Here is a 16,280-nt window from a genome sequence, read left to right as displayed (position 1 = left end):
CGGTTGCGGACGTCACCCGAGCGAGCCGTCCCGCGGGGTCACGGGCGGTGGTCCAGCTCCCGCCGCAACGCCCGCACCACGGGGAGGAGGGTCTCGAGGCCGCCCGGCCCGGCCTCGAACGGGCGGCCGAGGGTCGTCCGTGGTGCGAGGACGAGCGGGTCGCCGCCATCGAGGCCGAACCAGAGCGCGTAGTCCACCCGGGTGCCGCGCGAGTCCTTGGTCGCGAGGCTGATCCGTTCGATCCGAGCCCACGGGACGTCGAACACCGGAGCGTCCCGGTCCGGTGTCCACCCGTGCAGCCCTGCCTCGTCGATCGTCCAGACCTCCGGGCGCGGGTGCGCCAGGTCCTCGCTCGCGCGAAGGCTCTTCGTCAGCACCGGCAGGAAGAACGCCGGCCGGTGTCCGCTCGCGTGGATCCGGGCGAGGATCCGTCGATCACGACGACCGCTCCACCACGTGCCGATCGACATGGCGAAGCCGACGACGACCAGCATCAGCTCGACGAGGACGATGCTCCCGACCTGGCTGCTGTGCGCCGTCTCGGCGACGAACGTCGGCGAACGGAACTCGGCGACGATGAGCGCAGGGGCGCCGATCACCAGCACCAGGGCGACCACGTGGACCGGCCACGAGGGCGCGGGGGTGCCGTCGCGCAGACGCTCCACCCACCCGTCGGACATGAACGCCACGGGCCCATCCTGCTCCGGTGCGATCGGCGGCGGCCGGGATCGTCCTCGTGGGGTCGAGGAGAAGCCGATGCTGATCGGATGACAAGACCGCTCGTCCTGGACGTCGCGCACTCCGGTCTCACCGTGACCGATCTCGACGGGCTGGTCATCGCTGCGATGGGATTGGTGCTCGCGGTCATGGCAGCGATCGGCTTCGCTCTTCACGGGGCCGTCCGGCCTGGGCGGGAGTGAACGAAGCGAACGTTCGAGGACGATCGCGCCGGTAGAAGATCCGTCTGCGGACGGGGTCAGTGCGCTTGAGTTAGGAGCTGTAAGGCCAATCCGCTCACTATCAGAATGCCGATCACGACGCCGATACCGATTGCCTGGCCGCGTCGCAGCGTGCCTTCTGTCTGCGCTACTTCTTGGCCGTCGACATAGGCGGTGATCGCCTGCGGCCGAAAGGCTGCAAGCGCGACGGGGCGTTCCTTCGTGACCCGGACTTCGTGCTGCTCTGCCTTGCCGACTCTGAACTCGTAGTCAGCCGTTGTCCTGACTGAGAACATCCGGATCGTGCTGACCACTTCTCGGCCGTCGACGGTGATTCGAAGTCGCCCAGTGAACTGGTCCCACGTGTAGACGACCTGATGTTGTTCGCGGTCTCCTACGGTGAACTCAAGCCTCGTCGCCACTCACTCACTCAATCGAGCTGTCACTAGAGCTGCATGTGAGAGGTCACCGAGCGGTGATGCGAGCGCTGAGGCTACGGGCAGCTTCCCACGTCGTCGGGCGGATGATCGCTGTCTCGGCAGAGGATCGGGTAACGAGACAGCGCGATGAAGAGCGCGATGGTGCGGTCTGCCGGCTCGTGCCCCACGGCACCCGCCGACTACGTACCGGTGAGCGCTTTGAGGAGGACGTACCCGACCGCGGTGAGCAGGAGCAGCCCGCCGAGGCCGGCGACCGGGTAGAGGACGGCGCTCCGGTGGGTGTGCCTGCGGATGCCTATGGCGCCACCGAGGATGATGGCGGCGAACCCTCCGAAGAGGGTAAGCCCCATGCTGCTGTACCAGCCGACGTCTCCAGCGTTGCAGCCGTGATCGCGTGGCCCGCAGATAGCGTACGAGGTCATGGCCTGGTCGAGGATGAACCCGACACGGACGATGGCGGTCAGCAAGCCGACAACGATGACGACCCAGACGAGGACAAGGTTCCAGTCGGCGGCACGGTTGCTGAGCGAAGAGCGTCGGATGCGGTCCGTCAACGGTGGTCCCTTCGTCTGCGCGGCCCTTGCTGTAACCGTATCGACCAGATGGCGTCCGAAGACGGATCGGTCATCGGACCGGATCGCGAGTTCGGCACCGTCCAGCGAAGATGCCTGGCCCCGACGACCGAGACGATCAGCGCACCCAATGAGCGGTCAGGGAAGTCGCCGCAGGGATGCCGTTTGGCTCCGTGAGGAAGTACGTCACCTCGACGCTCGTGAGCGTGCCGTGGTTGTTGAAGAGGGGCAGCACCTCGATCGGTGGCGCGTCCCCGACGAGAGCAGGCACGTCACCCATGGTCACGACGGGCGCAGCGTCCGGGATCGAGACCGTGAAACTCTCACATCCGCAACCGCAGTTCGACGCGACGAGCATCCTCGACGCCTGCGACCGGAGAGCATTCGCGCTTGTGGTCCGAGTTGCGTCGGCGACGGCTTCGACGATCGCTCGTTCTCGAGCGGTAGGAGCACGTAACAGCTCGACCGGCTTCATCACACTGCGATCATCGCAGGCGAGCCCCGGAATGTGCCCGCTGACCGATCGGCTGCTGAGACCCCTTTGGTGGTCGATCGATGAGCAGGCTTGCGAGGGAACGGGCAGCGACGACGCCGGTCAAGCGTCCGGCCCTTTCAGGTCCCGCTTCCGACGCCGCGCGCTAGTGAAGTCGTAGCCGAGCACCAGCGCACCACCGATGACTGCCAGGACGGGAACGACTACGTTGTCGCGGTGCACGAGGCCCACGATGATCAACACGAGGCCAAGGACCACCGCGACCGAGCCCGTGATGAGGCTCCTCGTGAAGATGGCGCGACGCATCGGCGTCTGTTCGCCGGGGATGTCGTCATTGTGCAGCTCCACGAGCCGAACGCAGGGCGCGCGCGCCGCGGTGTCCGCGGACCTGCTTCGTCTTTCAGGAGCAAGGTCGGATAGCGTCGGCACCATCGCAGCCTTCTACCTCACTGTGTCGCTTTGGAAGAGATGTCCGGTAGCCGATCGTCAACCGGGCGCGATCCAGTGGTGTTGGCTGGGGTGATGAGCGGCGGGATTATCAACCCATTGGGCTTTGCTCACGTGCGGCTGACGGTGACGGACATTCGACGCAGCAAGGCGTTCTACCAGCGACTGTTCGGGCGACCGCCGGGGAGCGATCTCAGCGATGAGATCGACGATCCGACCGTGCATGACGACCCATGGCGAACTTACGGAGGCTGCTCCTTCACGTTCCACGGCGTTACCCTCGGTCTCCGTCCTGTCGCGTCGGCGGACGATCGGTTCGACGCCGATCGGGTCGGCCTCGATCATCTGAGCCTCCGTGTCGGTTCCGTTGACGACCTGTACGAGGCCGCGCGAAGACTGGACGACGCCGGGATCCCGCGGGGCGAGATCTCGGACCTGCCACCGTTCGGGCTCGTCATCCTCTCGGTTCAGGACCCGGACGACATCAACCTCGAGCTGGCAGCACCCCGCACCGACACCTGACTGACCCACCGGGCACACTCTGGTCGCGGGGACCGCGCCGGTGCTGTGATCGCGCCGGCTCGGTCGTTACCGAGGTGGATGGATGAGCCCGAGTTGTTCCGCGATGCCGTACTCGTCGGTGGCGCCCCAGCGGTCGCTCGCGAGGCCGTCACGGAAGCCCAGCACCTGCACGTTCCGGATCGAGAACCGGCGGCGGGTGGCTTCCCATCCGTTCCACTCGCCGACGTGGGTGCCGGTGATCGTGGAGATGGTCGTGACGAACCCGGGTGCGACAATGGTCTCGACGTCGTCGCGCTCGTAATCGAAGGCGCGCCCGAAGTGCTCCCAGAACCAGGCGATGCCGGCACCGCCGGCGGGCTGTCCGTCCGCGGGGTCGTGGTCGGTGAAGTCGTGGGTGAAGCGCTGGTCGAGCGGGAGGCTCTGGTCGCGCATGCGGTCCCGGGCGGCGAGGGTGTGCTCGCCGCCCGGTGCCATGTGGGTACTCACGGCGTGACGGTGCCCGTGGATCCGGCCAGGAAGTCCAGCACGACCCGGTTCCACTCGTCCTTGTGCGAGGCGAGCACCCCGTGCGGGCCGCCCTCGATGACGTGTGTCTGCGCGTTCGGGATCGCCTCGGCGGTGCGCTTGCCCGAGGCCTCGAACGGGACGATGCCGTCGGCGTCGCCGTGGATGACGAGCGTCGGGACGTCGATCTTCGTCAGGTCGTCGCGGAAGTCGGTCGTCGCGAAGGCGACGGTGCAGTCGAGCGTGCCCTTCGGCGAGGCGAGCTCGGCGATCGCCAGGTCGTACGCACGCTGGTCGTCGCTCACGAGCGGCTTCTTGAGCAGGCCCGGCTCGCCGCCCGCGGTGTAGAACATGTCGACGAACTGGTGCAGGAACGCGGGACGGTCGCCCGTGATGCCGTTCGCGAACCAGTCGGCGAGGTCCTGGTCGACCGCGCCGTCCGGGTTGTCGTCCGACTTCCACAGGTACGGCGGCACCGCGCTCGCGAACACGAGCTTCTTGATGTTGCCGGTCCCGTACCGCGACGCGTAGCGCGCGAGCTCGCCGCCGCCCATCGAGAAGCCGATGAGCGTGACGTTCGACAGCCCGAGCTCGGTGATGAGCTTGTCGAGGTCCGCGGCGAAGGTGTCGTAGTCGTAGCCGCCCCACGGCTGCGACGACTGGCCGAAACCGCGGCGATCGTAGGCGATGACGCGGTGGCCGGCCTCAACGAGCGCCGGGATCTGGCCCTCCCACGAGCGGCCGGACAGCGGCCAGCCGTGGATGAGGACGACCGGGTCGCCCGTGCCGAAGTCGTCGTAGTGCAGGTCGATGTCGTGGCCGTTCTCGGCGCCGACGGTGATGAAGGGCATGTGTCGTACCTCTCGTTGTCGATCAATGAAGTCGGGTGTGTCAGGCGCCGTGCGCTTCCTCGGCGACCGGCTGCCACTCGCGCCACGTCGCGAGGCGCGATTCGTAGTCCTGCTCCGCGATGCCGAGCGGCGCCTTGCCGAAGAAAACCCGCAGCGGCGGCTGGTCCGCGTCGACGACCTTGAGGATCGCGGAGCGGGTCGCCTCGGGCTTGCCCGGGTCGGAGGCGGACGGGCGCTTCGACGCGGCCTCGCGGACGTCCGCGTAGGCGTCGAGTTCCTCGCTGTGCTTCGAGGACGGGCCCGACCAGTCGGTCGAGAAGCCGCCCGGCTCGACGAGCGTGACGTGGATCCCGAAGCCCGCGACCTCCTGCGAGAGCGACTGCGACAGGCCCTCGAGCGCCCACTTCGACGCGTGGTAGGCGCCGACGGTCGGGAACGCGCTGATGCCCCCGATGCTCGACACCTGCACGATGTGCCCGGAGCCCTGCTCGCGCATGATCGGCAGCGCCGCCTGCGTGACCCAGAGCGCTCCGAAGAAGTTCGTCTCGAGCTGCGCGCGGACCTCGTCCTCGGTGAGTTCCTCGACCATGCCGAAGTGTCCGAAGCCCGCGTTGTTCACGACGACGTCGAGCCGGCCGAAGTGGTCAGCGGCCTGCCGGACGGCGGCGACGTCTGCGTCCTTGTCCGTCACGTCGAGGCGGATCGCCAGGAACGTGTCGGGGTACTGCTCGACGAGCGCCTGCACGTCGTCGGTGTTCCGGGCGGTGCCCGCGACGGAGTCGCCGCGCTCCAGGGCGGCCTCCGCCCACTCGCGGCCGAAGCCCTTCGACGCGCCGGTGATGAACCAGGTCTTAGCCATTCGCTGCCTCCTCAGATGTCATCAACAACACAACGCCTCTCCCGCTGTCGAGACCCCGGACGAGCAAGCGACGAAAGCGCTGACCGGACAGCCGCTCTGTCCCTGCTCGTCGGGGAACTCGCCTACGGCGACGGCAGCATCCACGGGTCCTGCGCACGTCCGCCCCTCGAGCGCCTGCGATCCCCGTCGTCTCAGACAGCTGGTCCGCAAGGCGTCTCGATGACGGTCGCGCAGACGGACAGCCCGTGGCGCCTCTGCTCACGAAGCGATGGGATCGTCCCACCACCGCAGCACCCGCGTCGCGACGAGGGTGAGCCACCGGGACGGCTCACCCGCCGGCACATCGACCTCGAACCACTGCCGCCCCGGCGGTCGGTCGCCCTGCACCCACCGCCCGTCGGCAGCGCGGGCGGCACGGACGACCTCGATCGCCTCGGCAGCGCGGGAGTCCGGTGCGGTGCCGTCCCGATGCGCCGCCGCTCGGAGGTGGTCGGTCGCGCGGAGGACGCTGTACTTCCAGCGGAACGGGTACGCGAAGTCGGTCGCCCACGAGCCGACGAGCACTCCGTCGGACTTTCGGTGGAGCAGTCGGCGCTCGAGCAGGTACTCGGTGCCTCGGTGCCGGGCTGCCTGCAGGTCCTCGGCGAGCGGGTGCCGGCCGTCGGTCAGGACCTCGTGCTGCAGCAGGCCCTCGATCACGTTGAGGGTCGAGTGGAACGACGACACGGTCGAGCCGTCGACCCAGGAGCAGTTCCAGCCGCCGTCGTCCATCTGGTGGTCGAGGAGCCACTGCGCGATCCCGTCGACGTCGGCGCCGAGCCACGCGCCGTTCGCGAGTGTGAAGGCGTTGATGCAGCAGTCGACCTCGCCGCCCCAGTACGGCAGGTCGTCGTACTCCCAACGACTGCTCGCGTCGAGCCGTGCGGCCGTGTCACCGAGGACGGCGGCGTCGAGCCCCCACTCGCGCAGGTCCTTCAGGGCCCAGGTCGTCGCCGTGTACGGCTGCCCCGGTGCGGATGCCTCGGGGCCGTCGAAGTCGAAGTCGGCGGGGAAGTACGCTCCACCAGCCCACTGTCCGTCGGGGTCCTGGTGGGTCAGCAGCGCGGCGCCGAACCCCTCTGTCGCGATGCGAGCACGGGTGGCCTGCCAGACCACGTTCGGCGCACCCACGAGGTCACGTTCGACCTGCCAGCGGATCGCCGGGTCGGAGTCGAGCAGCCAATCGACATCGTCGTCCATGCGGCGCACGGTACCGCGCGCTCGGCGCCGTCGCACCGCCGGTGCAGGTTCCCGCAAAGTCACGAGGATCCGTCGCGTCGAAGATGGGTTCGGACGTAGCGTCCCCGGAACGGCCCGATCCGAGGCCGCGAGGAGCCGACCCGAAGGCGACCCGATGGACCACCACCCGAAGCACCATCCCCGCGACGAGGCGGAGGGGTAGGCACCGTGCTGCTCGCCATCCCCCTGAACGCCGTCGATGAACTCGACGAGCCCGACGAGTTCGACCGCTCTGAGGTCGTGCACGCGCTCACGCGAGCGTACGGACACGAGCACGGGTACGACGACGAGCCCGCCCCCGACACGTTCATCGTCCCGATCGTCGGCGACCGGGTGCGGTACAGCCGCGGCTCCGGGCACCTCGTCGGCCTCGAGGGCTCGGTCGTCACCGACGACGAGGGCCCCGACCTGCCGCGGGGGCTGCGGTCCGTGCTCCTCGACGGCGAGGCCTGGCCGGTCGTCGTCCCCGTGATGAGCCTCGACCGAGCCGTGCCTCAGCCCGCGAAGCGGTAGGACGACCCGTCCCCGGTCCGCTCGAGCAGCCCCTGGTCGACCGCGTCGCGCCGCACGATCGCGACGTCCTCCGCGAACATCGCGACGGCGGCGTTCAGCACCGGCTCGCTCACCGGCCGCGCACGACCGAGGCGGTCGCCCACGATCCCGACGATGCGGAGGGACAGCGGGACGCGCTCGGCCTCGGCGTGGGGCATCCGCGCGATCCGGTCGAACTCGAGTGCCGCCGCGGGCGCCTGCAGCAGTTGCAGTGTCCGCGCGGTCGACCCGAGCAGTGCGCGGTCCGGACCGTGCTCGTCCACCCAGTCGAACGCATCGACGGCCGCGCGGGTCCGGTCGTCGAGCTCGCCGTCGCCGACGAGCGCAGTCCGGAGCGTCGGGCTCGCGAGCACCGCGACGGCCTGCCGAGCACGGGCGACAGCTCGCGCGACGTCGGACGGCCCGGCGCTCGGGGACGCGCCCGCGCTCGACGACGCGCCCACGCCCGACGACGCCCCCGCGCCCACGCCCATCAGAAGTACGTGATCCCGTGCGGCGTCCGCTCCGGCAGCAGCATCGCCCGGAGCCGGGTGACGGCGGCCGGGTCGTCTGCCCGGACGAGCCCGGCGGCCGCGAGCGTCGTGGGCGACACCGAGCCGATGAGCAGCGCGCCGAGGTCCGCCACATCGAGCCGGAGATCGACAGCGCCGTCGGCAGCGCCGTCGGCAGCCCCTTCCGCCGCATCGGCGATCCGCGTGACGACACCACGCCCGTCGACGACGTCGAGTCGGTACGTCCCGGCAGCGAAGCCCATCGAGTCCGAGACCGCGAGCGTCAGCGACCCGTCCACGGCGTACGGCCGCGACTCCAGGACCCGGGCGACGTCGAGGACACGCAGCCAGACGTGGTCCTCCTCGTGCTCGACGTCGTACGCCCGGTTGTCGCCGAGCGCTGCGACGATCGGGTCGTCGAGCCGCGAGCGGGTGTACCGCACGACGTCGTTGAGGTCGATCGAGAGCAGGAACTCCCAGAGCGACAGGTACGCCTCGTCGGTGGCGTACACGAGGTCGACGATCTCGAGGACGGTGTCGTCGTCGCGGCCGTGGCCCTCCTTGACGCGCCAGGTCACGTAGCCGTCCACGTCGTCGGAATCGGTCGGCCGGTGCACGGCGGCGCGCACGTCCTTCGCCGGCTCACCGTCGTACCCGCGGAGTCCGAGCGCCACCGGCCACGTCCCGGTGTTCCGCACCATCGACCCGGGCGTGCGGGCGTCGAACCGGGCGAAGACCTCACGCGCTGGGCCGGCCTCGAGCCACTCGGGCGTCACGACGGTCACGATGCCGGATGTCGGCGCGAGCAGCGGCAGCGCACGGGCACGGCGGACGCGGACGGCACGCTCCCGGATGGCGCTGCCGAAGCCGAACCGGCGGTAGATCGTGCCCTCGGAGGCGGTGAGGGACGCCATCGCGTACCCCTCGGCGACGCCCTGCTCGAGCGCGCGGGTCATCATCGCGCGGAGGATCCCGCGTCGCCGCTCGGTCGGCCGGACGGTGACGGCGGAGATCGCCTGCGTGTCGATCGTCGAGCCGTCGCCCCAGCTGAGCGCCTTGCGGAACCAGGCGAAGGTGCCGGCGGGCCAGGTCTCGTCGACCGAGCCGGGCAGCGGGTGTCGCACGTACGCGCCGAGCCACGTCTGGTCGTCCGCGGCGAACTCGCCGACGGCGCGCGCGGCGTGCTCCGGCTTCGCGTCGGTCTCGTGGAAGCCCATGTTGACCGCGCGCATCCACGCGTCCGTCTCCGCGGTCGGCGCACCCTGCGCGTCCAGCGCCGGCGTGATCGTGCGGAGTTCGTACCGTTCGTCGAATGCCTCGTTGCTCACGTTCTCGACACTATCGGGAGCGCACCGTGGCGCGGCAGCGCCCCCACGGCGCGGCAGGCAGCGGACGGGAGGCACGGGTCGGCCCCGCCGCGACGGCCCACCCTGCGGACGTGCGCCGTCAGGGCGTGCCGCGCCGCGCCTCCTGGGCGATGACCTCGTCGAGGTCCGCGAGCTTCCGCATCTGCTGCAGGGGGCGCGCCATGCGGTTGTTGTTCCGCAGCGCGGGCTCCGTCCGCGCGAGGAACGCCCAGTAGCCGGCCGTGAACGGGCAGGCGTCCTCACCGACCCGCTTCGTCGGGTCGTACCGACACCCGCCGCAGTGGTCCGACATCCGGTCGATGTAGCGCCCGCCGGAGGCGTACGGCTTCGTGGCGACCATCCCGCCGTCGGCGTGCTGGGACATCCCGATGATGTTGGCCGGCATCACCCAGTCGGTGCCGTCCACGAACACGTCGGTGAACCACTCGGTCAGGTGGACGGGGTCGTAGCCCCGCTGCAGGGCGAAGTTGCCGAGGACCATGAGCCGTTGGATGTGGTGGAGCCAGCCGTGGTCGTGCAGGCCCTCGATCGCGGTGTGCAGACAGGCTGCGTCGATCTCCGCCGCGTCGAGTTCACGCCACCAGCGGGGGAGCCGTTCACGGGCGTCGAGGGCGTTCTCGGACGCGCCGTAGTCGTCCCCGAACCACCAGTAGAGGTGCCAGACGTAGTCGCGCCACCCGGCGATCTGCCGCACGAAGCCCTCGACGCTCGCGAGCGGGGCGTCGTCGTCGCGGTGCGCCACGAGCGCGGCCTCGACCGCGTCGCGCGGGTCGAGCACGCCGAGGTTCATCGGCACGCTGAGCAGCGAGTGCGCCATCGTCCAGTCGTTCGTGAGCGTCGCGTCCTCGAACGGGCCGAAGTCGTTCAGCCGGGTGCGGACGAAGTCGTCGAGTGCGTGCTGCGCCTCCGCCGGGGTGACCGCGAACCGGCGTCGGTCGTCGGCGCCGACGAACCGCGCGACCCCGTCCTGCTCCCACCGGTCGAGGTCGCGGCGGACCTCGGCGTCGACGTCGTCCTCCTCGGGCCACCACGGATCCGGGAGCCCGAGCGTCGTCGCACCCTTCGGCGGGGACTCGCGGTTCTGGTCGTCGAGGCTGAACTTCCCGCCGACCGGCTCGTCCGAGCGCATGAGCCAGCCCTCGCGCTTCCGCACCCGCTCGTAGAACGCCTCCATCCGGAAGCGGCCGGTGCCCTGCGCGGCCCACTCGGCGAACTCGTCCTCGTCCGTGACGAACCCGCGGCTCGGCAGTACCTCGGTGCCCTTTCCCCAGTGCCGCACCTGTGCCCGCAGCGTGCGGGAGGGCGGGTCCACGACCTCGAGGTCGTCCCGGCCGACGAGCGCGTCCTTCAGCGCGTCGACCTGCACGTGTTCGACCCGGTCGCCCTCGCCGCGCTCGCGGAGGTCGTGCACGAGGTGGCGGAGCGCGCTCAGCCAGAGGTGGGCCTTGGCCCGGTGCATCGGCCGGGCCGTGAAGAACTCCCGTGCTTCGACCACGAGGAGCGGACCGCCGTCGTCGAAGTCCGCACCGTACTGGCCGGGCAGGATCAGGCGGCGGCGCTGGTCGGTCATGCCGCGGACGGTACGCGAGCGCGAGACCGGCGGCTCGGGTCGTCCCCCGACTCCACGGCGGTTCCGCGGGTGACCCGGTCTGTGTAGGGTGACGGACATGCAGTGCCGCTGAACCGTTCTTCGACTCCCATCCGTGCGCCGCTCGGCGCCGTCGAAAGGTTCACCATGCCCTCCTCCGCACTGCCCCTGGACCGGTCGCTCCCGCTGGCCGGCAAGACCGCCCTCGTCACCGGCGTCTCCCGACGCCGTGGGATCGGCTTCGCCGTCGCCTCGAAGCTCGCCGACCTCGGCGCCAGCATCGTCGTCCACCACCACCGTCCGCACGACCTCGACCTGCCGTGGGGAGGCGACGACCTCGACGCCGTCCGTGACGGGCTGCGTGCGCACCTCACCGAGGGAGCCCGGTTCGCGGACGTCCCCGGCGACCTGTCCGACCCGTCCACGATCCCCGGGCTGATCGACACCGCGACCGCGCTCACCGGGCGTCTCGACGTCCTCGTGTGCAACCACGCCAAGAGCGGCGACGACGGCAGCATCCTCGACATGACCCCCGAGCGGCTCAGCGCCTTCTGGGAGGTCAACACCCGCGCGACGCTCCTGCTCACCGCCGAGTTCGCCCGCCGCCGAGCACCGCGGACCGGTGAGCCGCGGCGGCCGGGGGACCGCATCGCGGGGTCGGGGCCGTACGACGAGGCGCAGGGGCACGTCTTCTGGATGACGTCCGGGCAGATCCACGGTGCGATGATCGGCGAGGTCGCGTACGCAGCGAGCAAGGCAGCGCTCGCCGGGGTCACCGCGACCGTCGCGAAGGAGTTGCTCGAGCTCGGCATCGTGCTGAACACGGTGAACCCGGGGCCGGTGAACACGGGCTACATGGACCCGGAGACCACCGACCGCTCGCTCGACGGCCTCGACGAGTACCTCGCGAGCACGCCGTTCGGTCGGGTCGGCGTGCCACAGGACCCGGCAGAGTTGATCGGTTGGCTCGCGACGTCGTCCGGCAGCTGGGTGGTGGGGCAGGTCCTCACCTCGGACGGCGGCTTCTCGCTGTAGCGGTCACGGCGAGGCGTCAGTCCGTCGCGCCCCGCGGCGGGTCGACCAGCAGCGCCACCCGGTCGGCCAGGTACCCGTCGAGCGGCACCGCGTCACCCGCCGTCGGCGACCACCGCACGTACGGGACGTCACCCGCCACGAAGAGCACCCCGTCCGAACCGACCAGCGACCCGTCGAGCGGGATCGGCGTCGCGCTGTGGTTCACGGTGTCCCCGGGGGCGAAGTGCCCCTTCTGCGCCGCCGCCCGGTAGGCCCGCCGCACCTCGGCCGACACGGACACGAACTGCGAGCGTCCGGGCTCCGTCACCCGGGTGATGCGTCCGGTCGCCCAGACCTGCCCGGTGGTCTCCGGCGACGACCCGAGGAGCAGCGCCCCGACCCGCCAGACCCGTCCGAGCGAGCGGATCGTCGGATCGCGCCGGATGCCCAGCAGCGCCTTCGGTTCGACGTACGCACCGAGCGCCTCGTCCCGGGCGTCCGCGGCGTCGAGCGCTCGTGCCGCGTCGCTGAGGAGCGCCTTCGCCTGAGCCACGCCGTCCGTCACGGCTCCCGAGCGTAGCCCCGCCGTCGGGCACCCGGCACCCGGTGCCCGTCACACCGCGCAGCGTGGCCGCTGGAATGCCACGCCGTCCCCTACCGTTGCACCGACCGGAAACGAGGAGGGCCCATGGGCATCGTGCGCTGGCTGTTCGACGCGCAGATCGTCATCGGCGACCAGACGGTGCTCTGGCGCGAGGTGATCGGCAACGTCTTCGGTCTTCTCAGCGCCCTCGGCGGCATGCGCCGGAAGGTCTGGGCGTGGCCCGTCGGCATCCTCGGCAACGCCCTCCTGTTCACCGTGTTCATGGGCGCGCTCTTCGACACCCCCAACCCGGTGAACCTGCTCGGTCAGGCGGGTCGCCAGATCATGTTCATCATCGTCAGCGTCTACGGCTGGTACCGCTGGACGCACCGCCCGGCGGAGGCGACCACCGTGATCGACCCGCGCTGGGCCTCCTGGCGGACCCGCGGACTGTTGGTCCTCGGGATGGTGGGCGGCACCGCCGTCCTGACCCCGCTGTTCCGCGCCCTCGGCTCCTACGAGCCGGTGTGGAGCGACGCGTGGATCTTCGTCGGCTCCCTGCTCGCCACGTACGGCATGGCGAAGGGGTGGGTCGAGTTCTGGCTGATCTGGGTCGCGGTCGACCTGGTGGGCGTGCCCCTGCTCTTCTCGGCCGGCTACTACGCGTCCGGGCTGATGTACGTCTTCTACGGGGTGTTCACGCTGACCGGCTTCTTCGTGTGGATGCGGCAGCGGACGAAGCCGCCGGCTGCGCCGGTGACGGTGGGCTGACGGCCTGGAGGCGCGGCTCGCCCCCGCCACGGCGCGCGCTTCCCACGCGGAACACCGCGACACCCCCGCTCGGGTTGCAGACATCTGCGCGCTCTTCGGGTGAGATGGGCGGATGACCGACCAGCACGCGGCCGCGCTCGAGGACGAACAGTCGCTCGCGGAGCGGATCGTCCGGGGCGCCATCCGGGCCTACCGGCTGCACACCTTCGACCAGGTCGACGCCGCCGTCGTCGCCGAGGTGGCCGGGGTGCCCCTCGACGCCGTCGCCCGCGTCTTCCCCACCTGGGACGCGTTGCTGCTCGTCACCTACGACCGCTGGACCCAGCTGCGCGGGACCCGGCGGAGCGTCCAGCCGAGTTGCACGATCGAGCACGTCCGGATGACCCTCGCCGAGGACGTCGCCGACCCGGGCCTCGTCCGGGTCCTCGCGGGTGTGATCAACATCGCCGCCGCTGAGACCGGCTTCGCCGAGCTGTTCCGCAAGCGGTTCGAGGAGTACGTGGGGGAGCTGACGGCAGGGCTGCAGCGCGACTTCGACTCGGAGACCGAACGGTCCGTCGTGCCGGCGGACGTCGCGGCCACCCAGTTGCTCGCCGTCTACGAGGGCCTGCAGATCCAGATGCTCGTGCGTCCGCACGTCGATGTCCTGGTCGAGTTCGACCGCGCGGTCCGGACGCTCCGTCAGGGGTGGCGTGAGCGCGAGGTGCCGGCCTGGGACCTCGATGCGCCGTCGGTGGCCGCGGCTCCGGGGGCGGCGCCGGGAGCCGGTGCTGCGCCGGTCTCACCGACGACGGTCACCGGGCTGCCGGCCGTCCCCGACGCCACGACGCGATCTGCCTGAGCGTCACCTTCGACCCGTACTGCGCGACCGAGTGCCGGAACAGGTACTCCGCGAACCACAGCAGCACCGCTGCGACGACCCAGACGATGACGATGCAGACGATCGACTCGGTGACACTGAGCGACCCGACCGCGTTGCGGACCATCGCCGTGACCGGGGTGAAGGTCGGGAAGTACGTGAAGAACGCGGCCACCGGTGAGGTCGGGTTCGTCACCACGAAGAACACCGCGTAGACGGGGATGATCAGGGCGAAGATCGCGGCGGACTGCAGCGACGAGGCGTCCTTGATCGACGGGACGGCGGCGCCGACGGCCACGAAGAGCCCGGAGGCGAGCAGCACCCCGCCGACGAGCAGGAGCGCCCCGACGAGCATCCGCCACGGGTCGACCACGATCCCGCCGAGTCGTGACGCGAAGAGGGGCAGGGCGACGGCGAACGTCACCAACCCCGGCAGGAGGAACACGCCGATCTGCACGAGTCCGACGAGCAGCATCGCGACGACCTTGCCGCGGATGAGGTCACCCGCCGTCACCGTCGTGAGGATCATCTCGGAGATCCGGTTCTCCTTCTCCTCGACGACCACGGTCACCATCCGGGCGGCGAGCAGGATCACCAGCCCGAAGAACGCGGCGGCGTACAGCGCCGGGGGCAGGACCGACAGCCACCCCGGCGCGACGGCGCCGTCGGCGTAGGTGGTGACGTCGGCGGACGGCGGGCTCCGGAGGAGCTGCACGGCCTGCGGGTCGTCGACCGACGCTGCGACGCTCTGCTCCACCACCCGCTCCGCCAGCGACGAGTACCGCCCGTTGCCGAACAGTCCACGGTCGGCCGCGTCCACGCGGATCGAGGAGGTCGCCGGCGACTCGGGGAACTCGATGAACGCGTCGAGCCGCCCCTCGCGCACCGCTGCACGGTCGGCGGCGGCGTCGGTCGACGGCCTCCCGCCCCACTTCTCGGCGACCTGCTCGGACACGAGGCCCGAGTGGTCGACGTAGCGGAACGGGGTCTTCGTCGCGGAGCTGCTCGACACGACGGAGTCGGCGCCCGCGGACTGGCCGAGCCCGACGAGCAGCGTCACGAGGACGATGACGATCGGCAGCGCGAGGGTGCCGATCCAGAACGCGGGCTTCTTCACCGCTCGGACGAACTCGAAGCGGACGACCGTGCCGAGCCGGCTCATGCTGCTGCTCCCGCCGTGGGTTCGTCGGCGACCAGGTCGGCGCCGGCGTCGTGCCCGTAGACCTGCACGAAGATCTCGTCGAGGGGGATGCGGCGCATCTCGAACCCCGTCACGTGCGCACCCGCCCCGACGAGCGAGGCCAGGATGTCCGACCCGTCCGCCGAGGCCGCCCGGGTGGGGACGAGGTAGGCCACGTGTCCCTCGTGGCGGGCGAGGCGGTACAGCGGCGACGGCGGCACCGGTCCGTCGAGCCCGACCTTCGCGACCGCACCGCCGAAGGCGTCCTGCACGTCCGGGATCGTGCCGTAGGCCGCGGCGGTGCCGTCCTTGAGGAGCAGGATCCGGTCGCAGAGCCGCTCGACCTCGTCCATGTGGTGCGTGACGAGGATGACCGTCGCACCGTCGGCCTTCCGCTCGTCGACCAGGTCGAGCAGCAGTCGACGGTTGACCGGGTCGAGGCCCTTCGTCGGTTCGTCGAGGATGAGCAGGCGTGGCCGGTCCATGATCGTGATGCCGAGCTGCACCTTCTGCTGCTGCCCACCGGAGAGCTTGTCGACCCGGAGCTTCGCGCGGTCCGCGAGGCCGACCCGCTCGAGGTACTCCTGGCTCCACGCCGTGGCCTCGCGACGCCCCAGCCCCCGGAGCTGCCCGAAGTACGTCATGACGTCGATCACGGACTCCTTGCGGTAGAGCCCGCGTTCCTCGGGCAGGTACCCGATGCCGCCGGTCGCCGGCCGGTACGGGTGCCCGTCGATGGTGAGCGTGCCGGAGGTCGGGGTCGTGATGCCGAGCAGTGCCCGGATGGTGGTGGTCTTGCCGGAGCCGTTGCTGCCGAGCAGCCCGAAGGTCTCACCCGGAGCGATGTCGAACGACAGCCCGTCCACCACCGTGCGGTCGCCGAACCGCATCACGAAGTCCCGCACCTCGATGCTCGCCCCACTCATGCCCGTGACCCTACCGGCGCCGGCTCGACGACAGGCACTTGCCAG

The 16,280-nt window shown here is 70.6% G+C and carries 21 protein-coding genes; 6 read left to right on the top strand and 15 right to left on the bottom strand.

Annotation, left to right across the window (positions count from 1 at the left end; translation table 11 throughout):
• Window positions 1-38: 38 nt before the first annotated feature.
• A complete protein-coding gene (locus tag ACSW7Y_RS03680) occupies window positions 39-689 on the bottom strand; it encodes a hypothetical protein (RefSeq protein ID WP_438124986.1) in 651 nt (216 codons plus the stop codon).
• A 78-nt stretch (window positions 690-767) separates the two neighbouring features.
• Between ACSW7Y_RS03680 and ACSW7Y_RS03675 the strand changes: the two genes are divergently transcribed.
• Entirely contained in the window at window positions 768-920 is a 153-nt protein-coding gene (locus ACSW7Y_RS03675; protein ID WP_438124985.1) for a hypothetical protein, read from the top strand.
• Window positions 921-976: 56 nt separating this feature from the next.
• Here ACSW7Y_RS03675 and ACSW7Y_RS03670 read toward each other — a convergent pair whose 3' ends face one another.
• The 4 genes from ACSW7Y_RS03670 to ACSW7Y_RS03655 form a co-directional block, all read right to left on the bottom strand.
• A complete protein-coding gene (locus ACSW7Y_RS03670; RefSeq protein ID WP_438124984.1) occupies window positions 977-1,360 on the bottom strand; it encodes a hypothetical protein in 384 nt (127 codons plus the stop codon).
• A gap of 197 nt (window positions 1,361-1,557) precedes the next feature.
• Window positions 1,558-1,932, bottom strand: a complete 375-nt coding sequence (locus ACSW7Y_RS03665; RefSeq protein ID WP_438124983.1) for a hypothetical protein — start codon at window positions 1,930-1,932, stop codon at window positions 1,558-1,560.
• A 136-nt stretch (window positions 1,933-2,068) separates the two neighbouring features.
• The gene (locus ACSW7Y_RS03660; protein WP_438124982.1) at window positions 2,069-2,425 is read right to left on the bottom strand and encodes a hypothetical protein; all 357 of its coding nucleotides are present in this window, start codon (window positions 2,423-2,425) and stop codon (window positions 2,069-2,071) included.
• Between the two features lie 120 nt (window positions 2,426-2,545).
• Window positions 2,546-2,791, bottom strand: a complete 246-nt coding sequence (locus ACSW7Y_RS03655) for a hypothetical protein (protein ID WP_438124981.1) — start codon at window positions 2,789-2,791, stop codon at window positions 2,546-2,548.
• Window positions 2,792-2,965: 174 nt separating this feature from the next.
• Between ACSW7Y_RS03655 and ACSW7Y_RS03650 the strand changes: the two genes are divergently transcribed.
• Entirely contained in the window at window positions 2,966-3,412 is a 447-nt protein-coding gene (locus tag ACSW7Y_RS03650; RefSeq protein WP_438124980.1) for a VOC family protein, read from the top strand.
• A gap of 66 nt (window positions 3,413-3,478) precedes the next feature.
• Here the strand turns inward: ACSW7Y_RS03650 and ACSW7Y_RS03645 are convergent, their stop codons facing one another.
• The 4 genes from ACSW7Y_RS03645 to ACSW7Y_RS03630 all read right to left on the bottom strand — a co-directional run bounded on the left by ACSW7Y_RS03645 (window position 3,479) and on the right by ACSW7Y_RS03630 (window position 6,865).
• On the bottom strand, window positions 3,479-3,898 hold the full coding sequence (locus tag ACSW7Y_RS03645) for an ester cyclase (protein WP_438124979.1): 420 nt from the start codon (window positions 3,896-3,898) through the stop codon (window positions 3,479-3,481).
• On the bottom strand, window positions 3,895-4,767 hold the full coding sequence (locus ACSW7Y_RS03640) for an alpha/beta fold hydrolase (protein ID WP_438124978.1): 873 nt from the start codon (window positions 4,765-4,767) through the stop codon (window positions 3,895-3,897). Before ACSW7Y_RS03640 ends, ACSW7Y_RS03645 begins: the two co-directional genes overlap by 4 nt.
• A 40-nt stretch (window positions 4,768-4,807) precedes the next feature.
• On the bottom strand, window positions 4,808-5,626 hold the full coding sequence (locus ACSW7Y_RS03635) for an SDR family oxidoreductase (protein WP_058742872.1): 819 nt from the start codon (window positions 5,624-5,626) through the stop codon (window positions 4,808-4,810).
• Between the two features lie 258 nt (window positions 5,627-5,884).
• Window positions 5,885-6,865, bottom strand: coding sequence for a squalene cyclase (locus ACSW7Y_RS03630; RefSeq protein ID WP_438124977.1), 981 nt, complete (start codon window positions 6,863-6,865; stop codon window positions 5,885-5,887).
• Window positions 6,866-7,072: 207 nt separating this feature from the next.
• Between ACSW7Y_RS03630 and ACSW7Y_RS03625 the strand changes: the two genes are divergently transcribed.
• On the top strand, window positions 7,073-7,417 hold the full coding sequence (locus ACSW7Y_RS03625; RefSeq protein WP_438124976.1) for a hypothetical protein: 345 nt from the start codon (window positions 7,073-7,075) through the stop codon (window positions 7,415-7,417).
• Here the strand turns inward: ACSW7Y_RS03625 and ACSW7Y_RS03620 are convergent.
• The 3 genes from ACSW7Y_RS03620 to ACSW7Y_RS03610 form a co-directional block, all read right to left on the bottom strand.
• Window positions 7,399-7,929, bottom strand: a complete 531-nt coding sequence (locus ACSW7Y_RS03620; RefSeq protein WP_438124975.1) for a DUF2087 domain-containing protein — start codon at window positions 7,927-7,929, stop codon at window positions 7,399-7,401. The two genes, ACSW7Y_RS03625 and ACSW7Y_RS03620, sit on opposite strands and share 19 nt — an antisense overlap.
• Complete coding sequence (locus tag ACSW7Y_RS03615; RefSeq protein ID WP_438124974.1) at window positions 7,929-9,275, bottom strand: GNAT family N-acetyltransferase; 1,347 nt, start codon at window positions 9,273-9,275, stop codon at window positions 7,929-7,931. The genes ACSW7Y_RS03620 and ACSW7Y_RS03615 overlap by 1 nt, the downstream gene beginning before the upstream one ends.
• 118 nt (window positions 9,276-9,393) lie before the next feature.
• Window positions 9,394-10,884 carry a cryptochrome/photolyase family protein gene (locus ACSW7Y_RS03610; protein WP_438124973.1) on the bottom strand — a complete coding sequence of 497 codons (1,491 nt, stop codon included), beginning with the start codon at window positions 10,882-10,884 and terminating at the stop codon, window positions 9,394-9,396.
• 165 nt (window positions 10,885-11,049) lie between these two features.
• Between ACSW7Y_RS03610 and ACSW7Y_RS03605 the strand changes: the two genes are divergently transcribed.
• Window positions 11,050-11,937, top strand: coding sequence for an SDR family oxidoreductase (locus ACSW7Y_RS03605; RefSeq protein WP_438124972.1), 888 nt, complete (start codon window positions 11,050-11,052; stop codon window positions 11,935-11,937).
• A 16-nt stretch (window positions 11,938-11,953) separates the two neighbouring features.
• On the opposite strand, the gene ACSW7Y_RS03600 is transcribed toward ACSW7Y_RS03605, so the two are convergent.
• Window positions 11,954-12,481, bottom strand: a complete 528-nt coding sequence (locus ACSW7Y_RS03600) for a hypothetical protein (RefSeq protein WP_438124971.1) — start codon at window positions 12,479-12,481, stop codon at window positions 11,954-11,956.
• A 123-nt stretch (window positions 12,482-12,604) separates the two neighbouring features.
• Here ACSW7Y_RS03600 and pnuC point away from each other — a divergent pair, with 123 nt between their 5' ends.
• Together pnuC and ACSW7Y_RS03590 are read left to right on the top strand one after the other, a co-directional pair.
• A complete protein-coding gene (gene pnuC / locus ACSW7Y_RS03595; RefSeq protein WP_438124970.1) occupies window positions 12,605-13,270 on the top strand; it encodes a nicotinamide riboside transporter PnuC in 666 nt (221 codons plus the stop codon).
• Between the two features lie 112 nt (window positions 13,271-13,382).
• On the top strand, window positions 13,383-14,111 hold the full coding sequence (locus ACSW7Y_RS03590; protein ID WP_438124969.1) for a hypothetical protein: 729 nt from the start codon (window positions 13,383-13,385) through the stop codon (window positions 14,109-14,111).
• Here the strand turns inward: ACSW7Y_RS03590 and ACSW7Y_RS03585 are convergent.
• Together ACSW7Y_RS03585 and ACSW7Y_RS03580 are read right to left on the bottom strand one after the other, a co-directional pair.
• A complete protein-coding gene (locus ACSW7Y_RS03585; RefSeq protein ID WP_438124968.1) occupies window positions 14,065-15,291 on the bottom strand; it encodes an ABC transporter permease in 1,227 nt (408 codons plus the stop codon). The genes ACSW7Y_RS03590 and ACSW7Y_RS03585 overlap by 47 nt on opposite strands.
• Window positions 15,288-16,235 (bottom strand): ABC transporter ATP-binding protein, encoded by a 948-nt coding sequence (locus ACSW7Y_RS03580; RefSeq protein WP_438124967.1) that lies wholly within the window; start codon window positions 16,233-16,235, stop codon window positions 15,288-15,290. Before ACSW7Y_RS03580 ends, ACSW7Y_RS03585 begins: the two co-directional genes overlap by 4 nt.
• Window positions 16,236-16,280: the final 45 nt, after the last annotated feature.

The sequence above is a fragment of the Curtobacterium flaccumfaciens genome, from assembly GCF_051548005.1.
Lineage (GTDB): Bacteria > Actinomycetota > Actinomycetes > Actinomycetales > Microbacteriaceae > Curtobacterium.
This window is presented reverse-complemented; position numbering and strand designations above follow the sequence as displayed.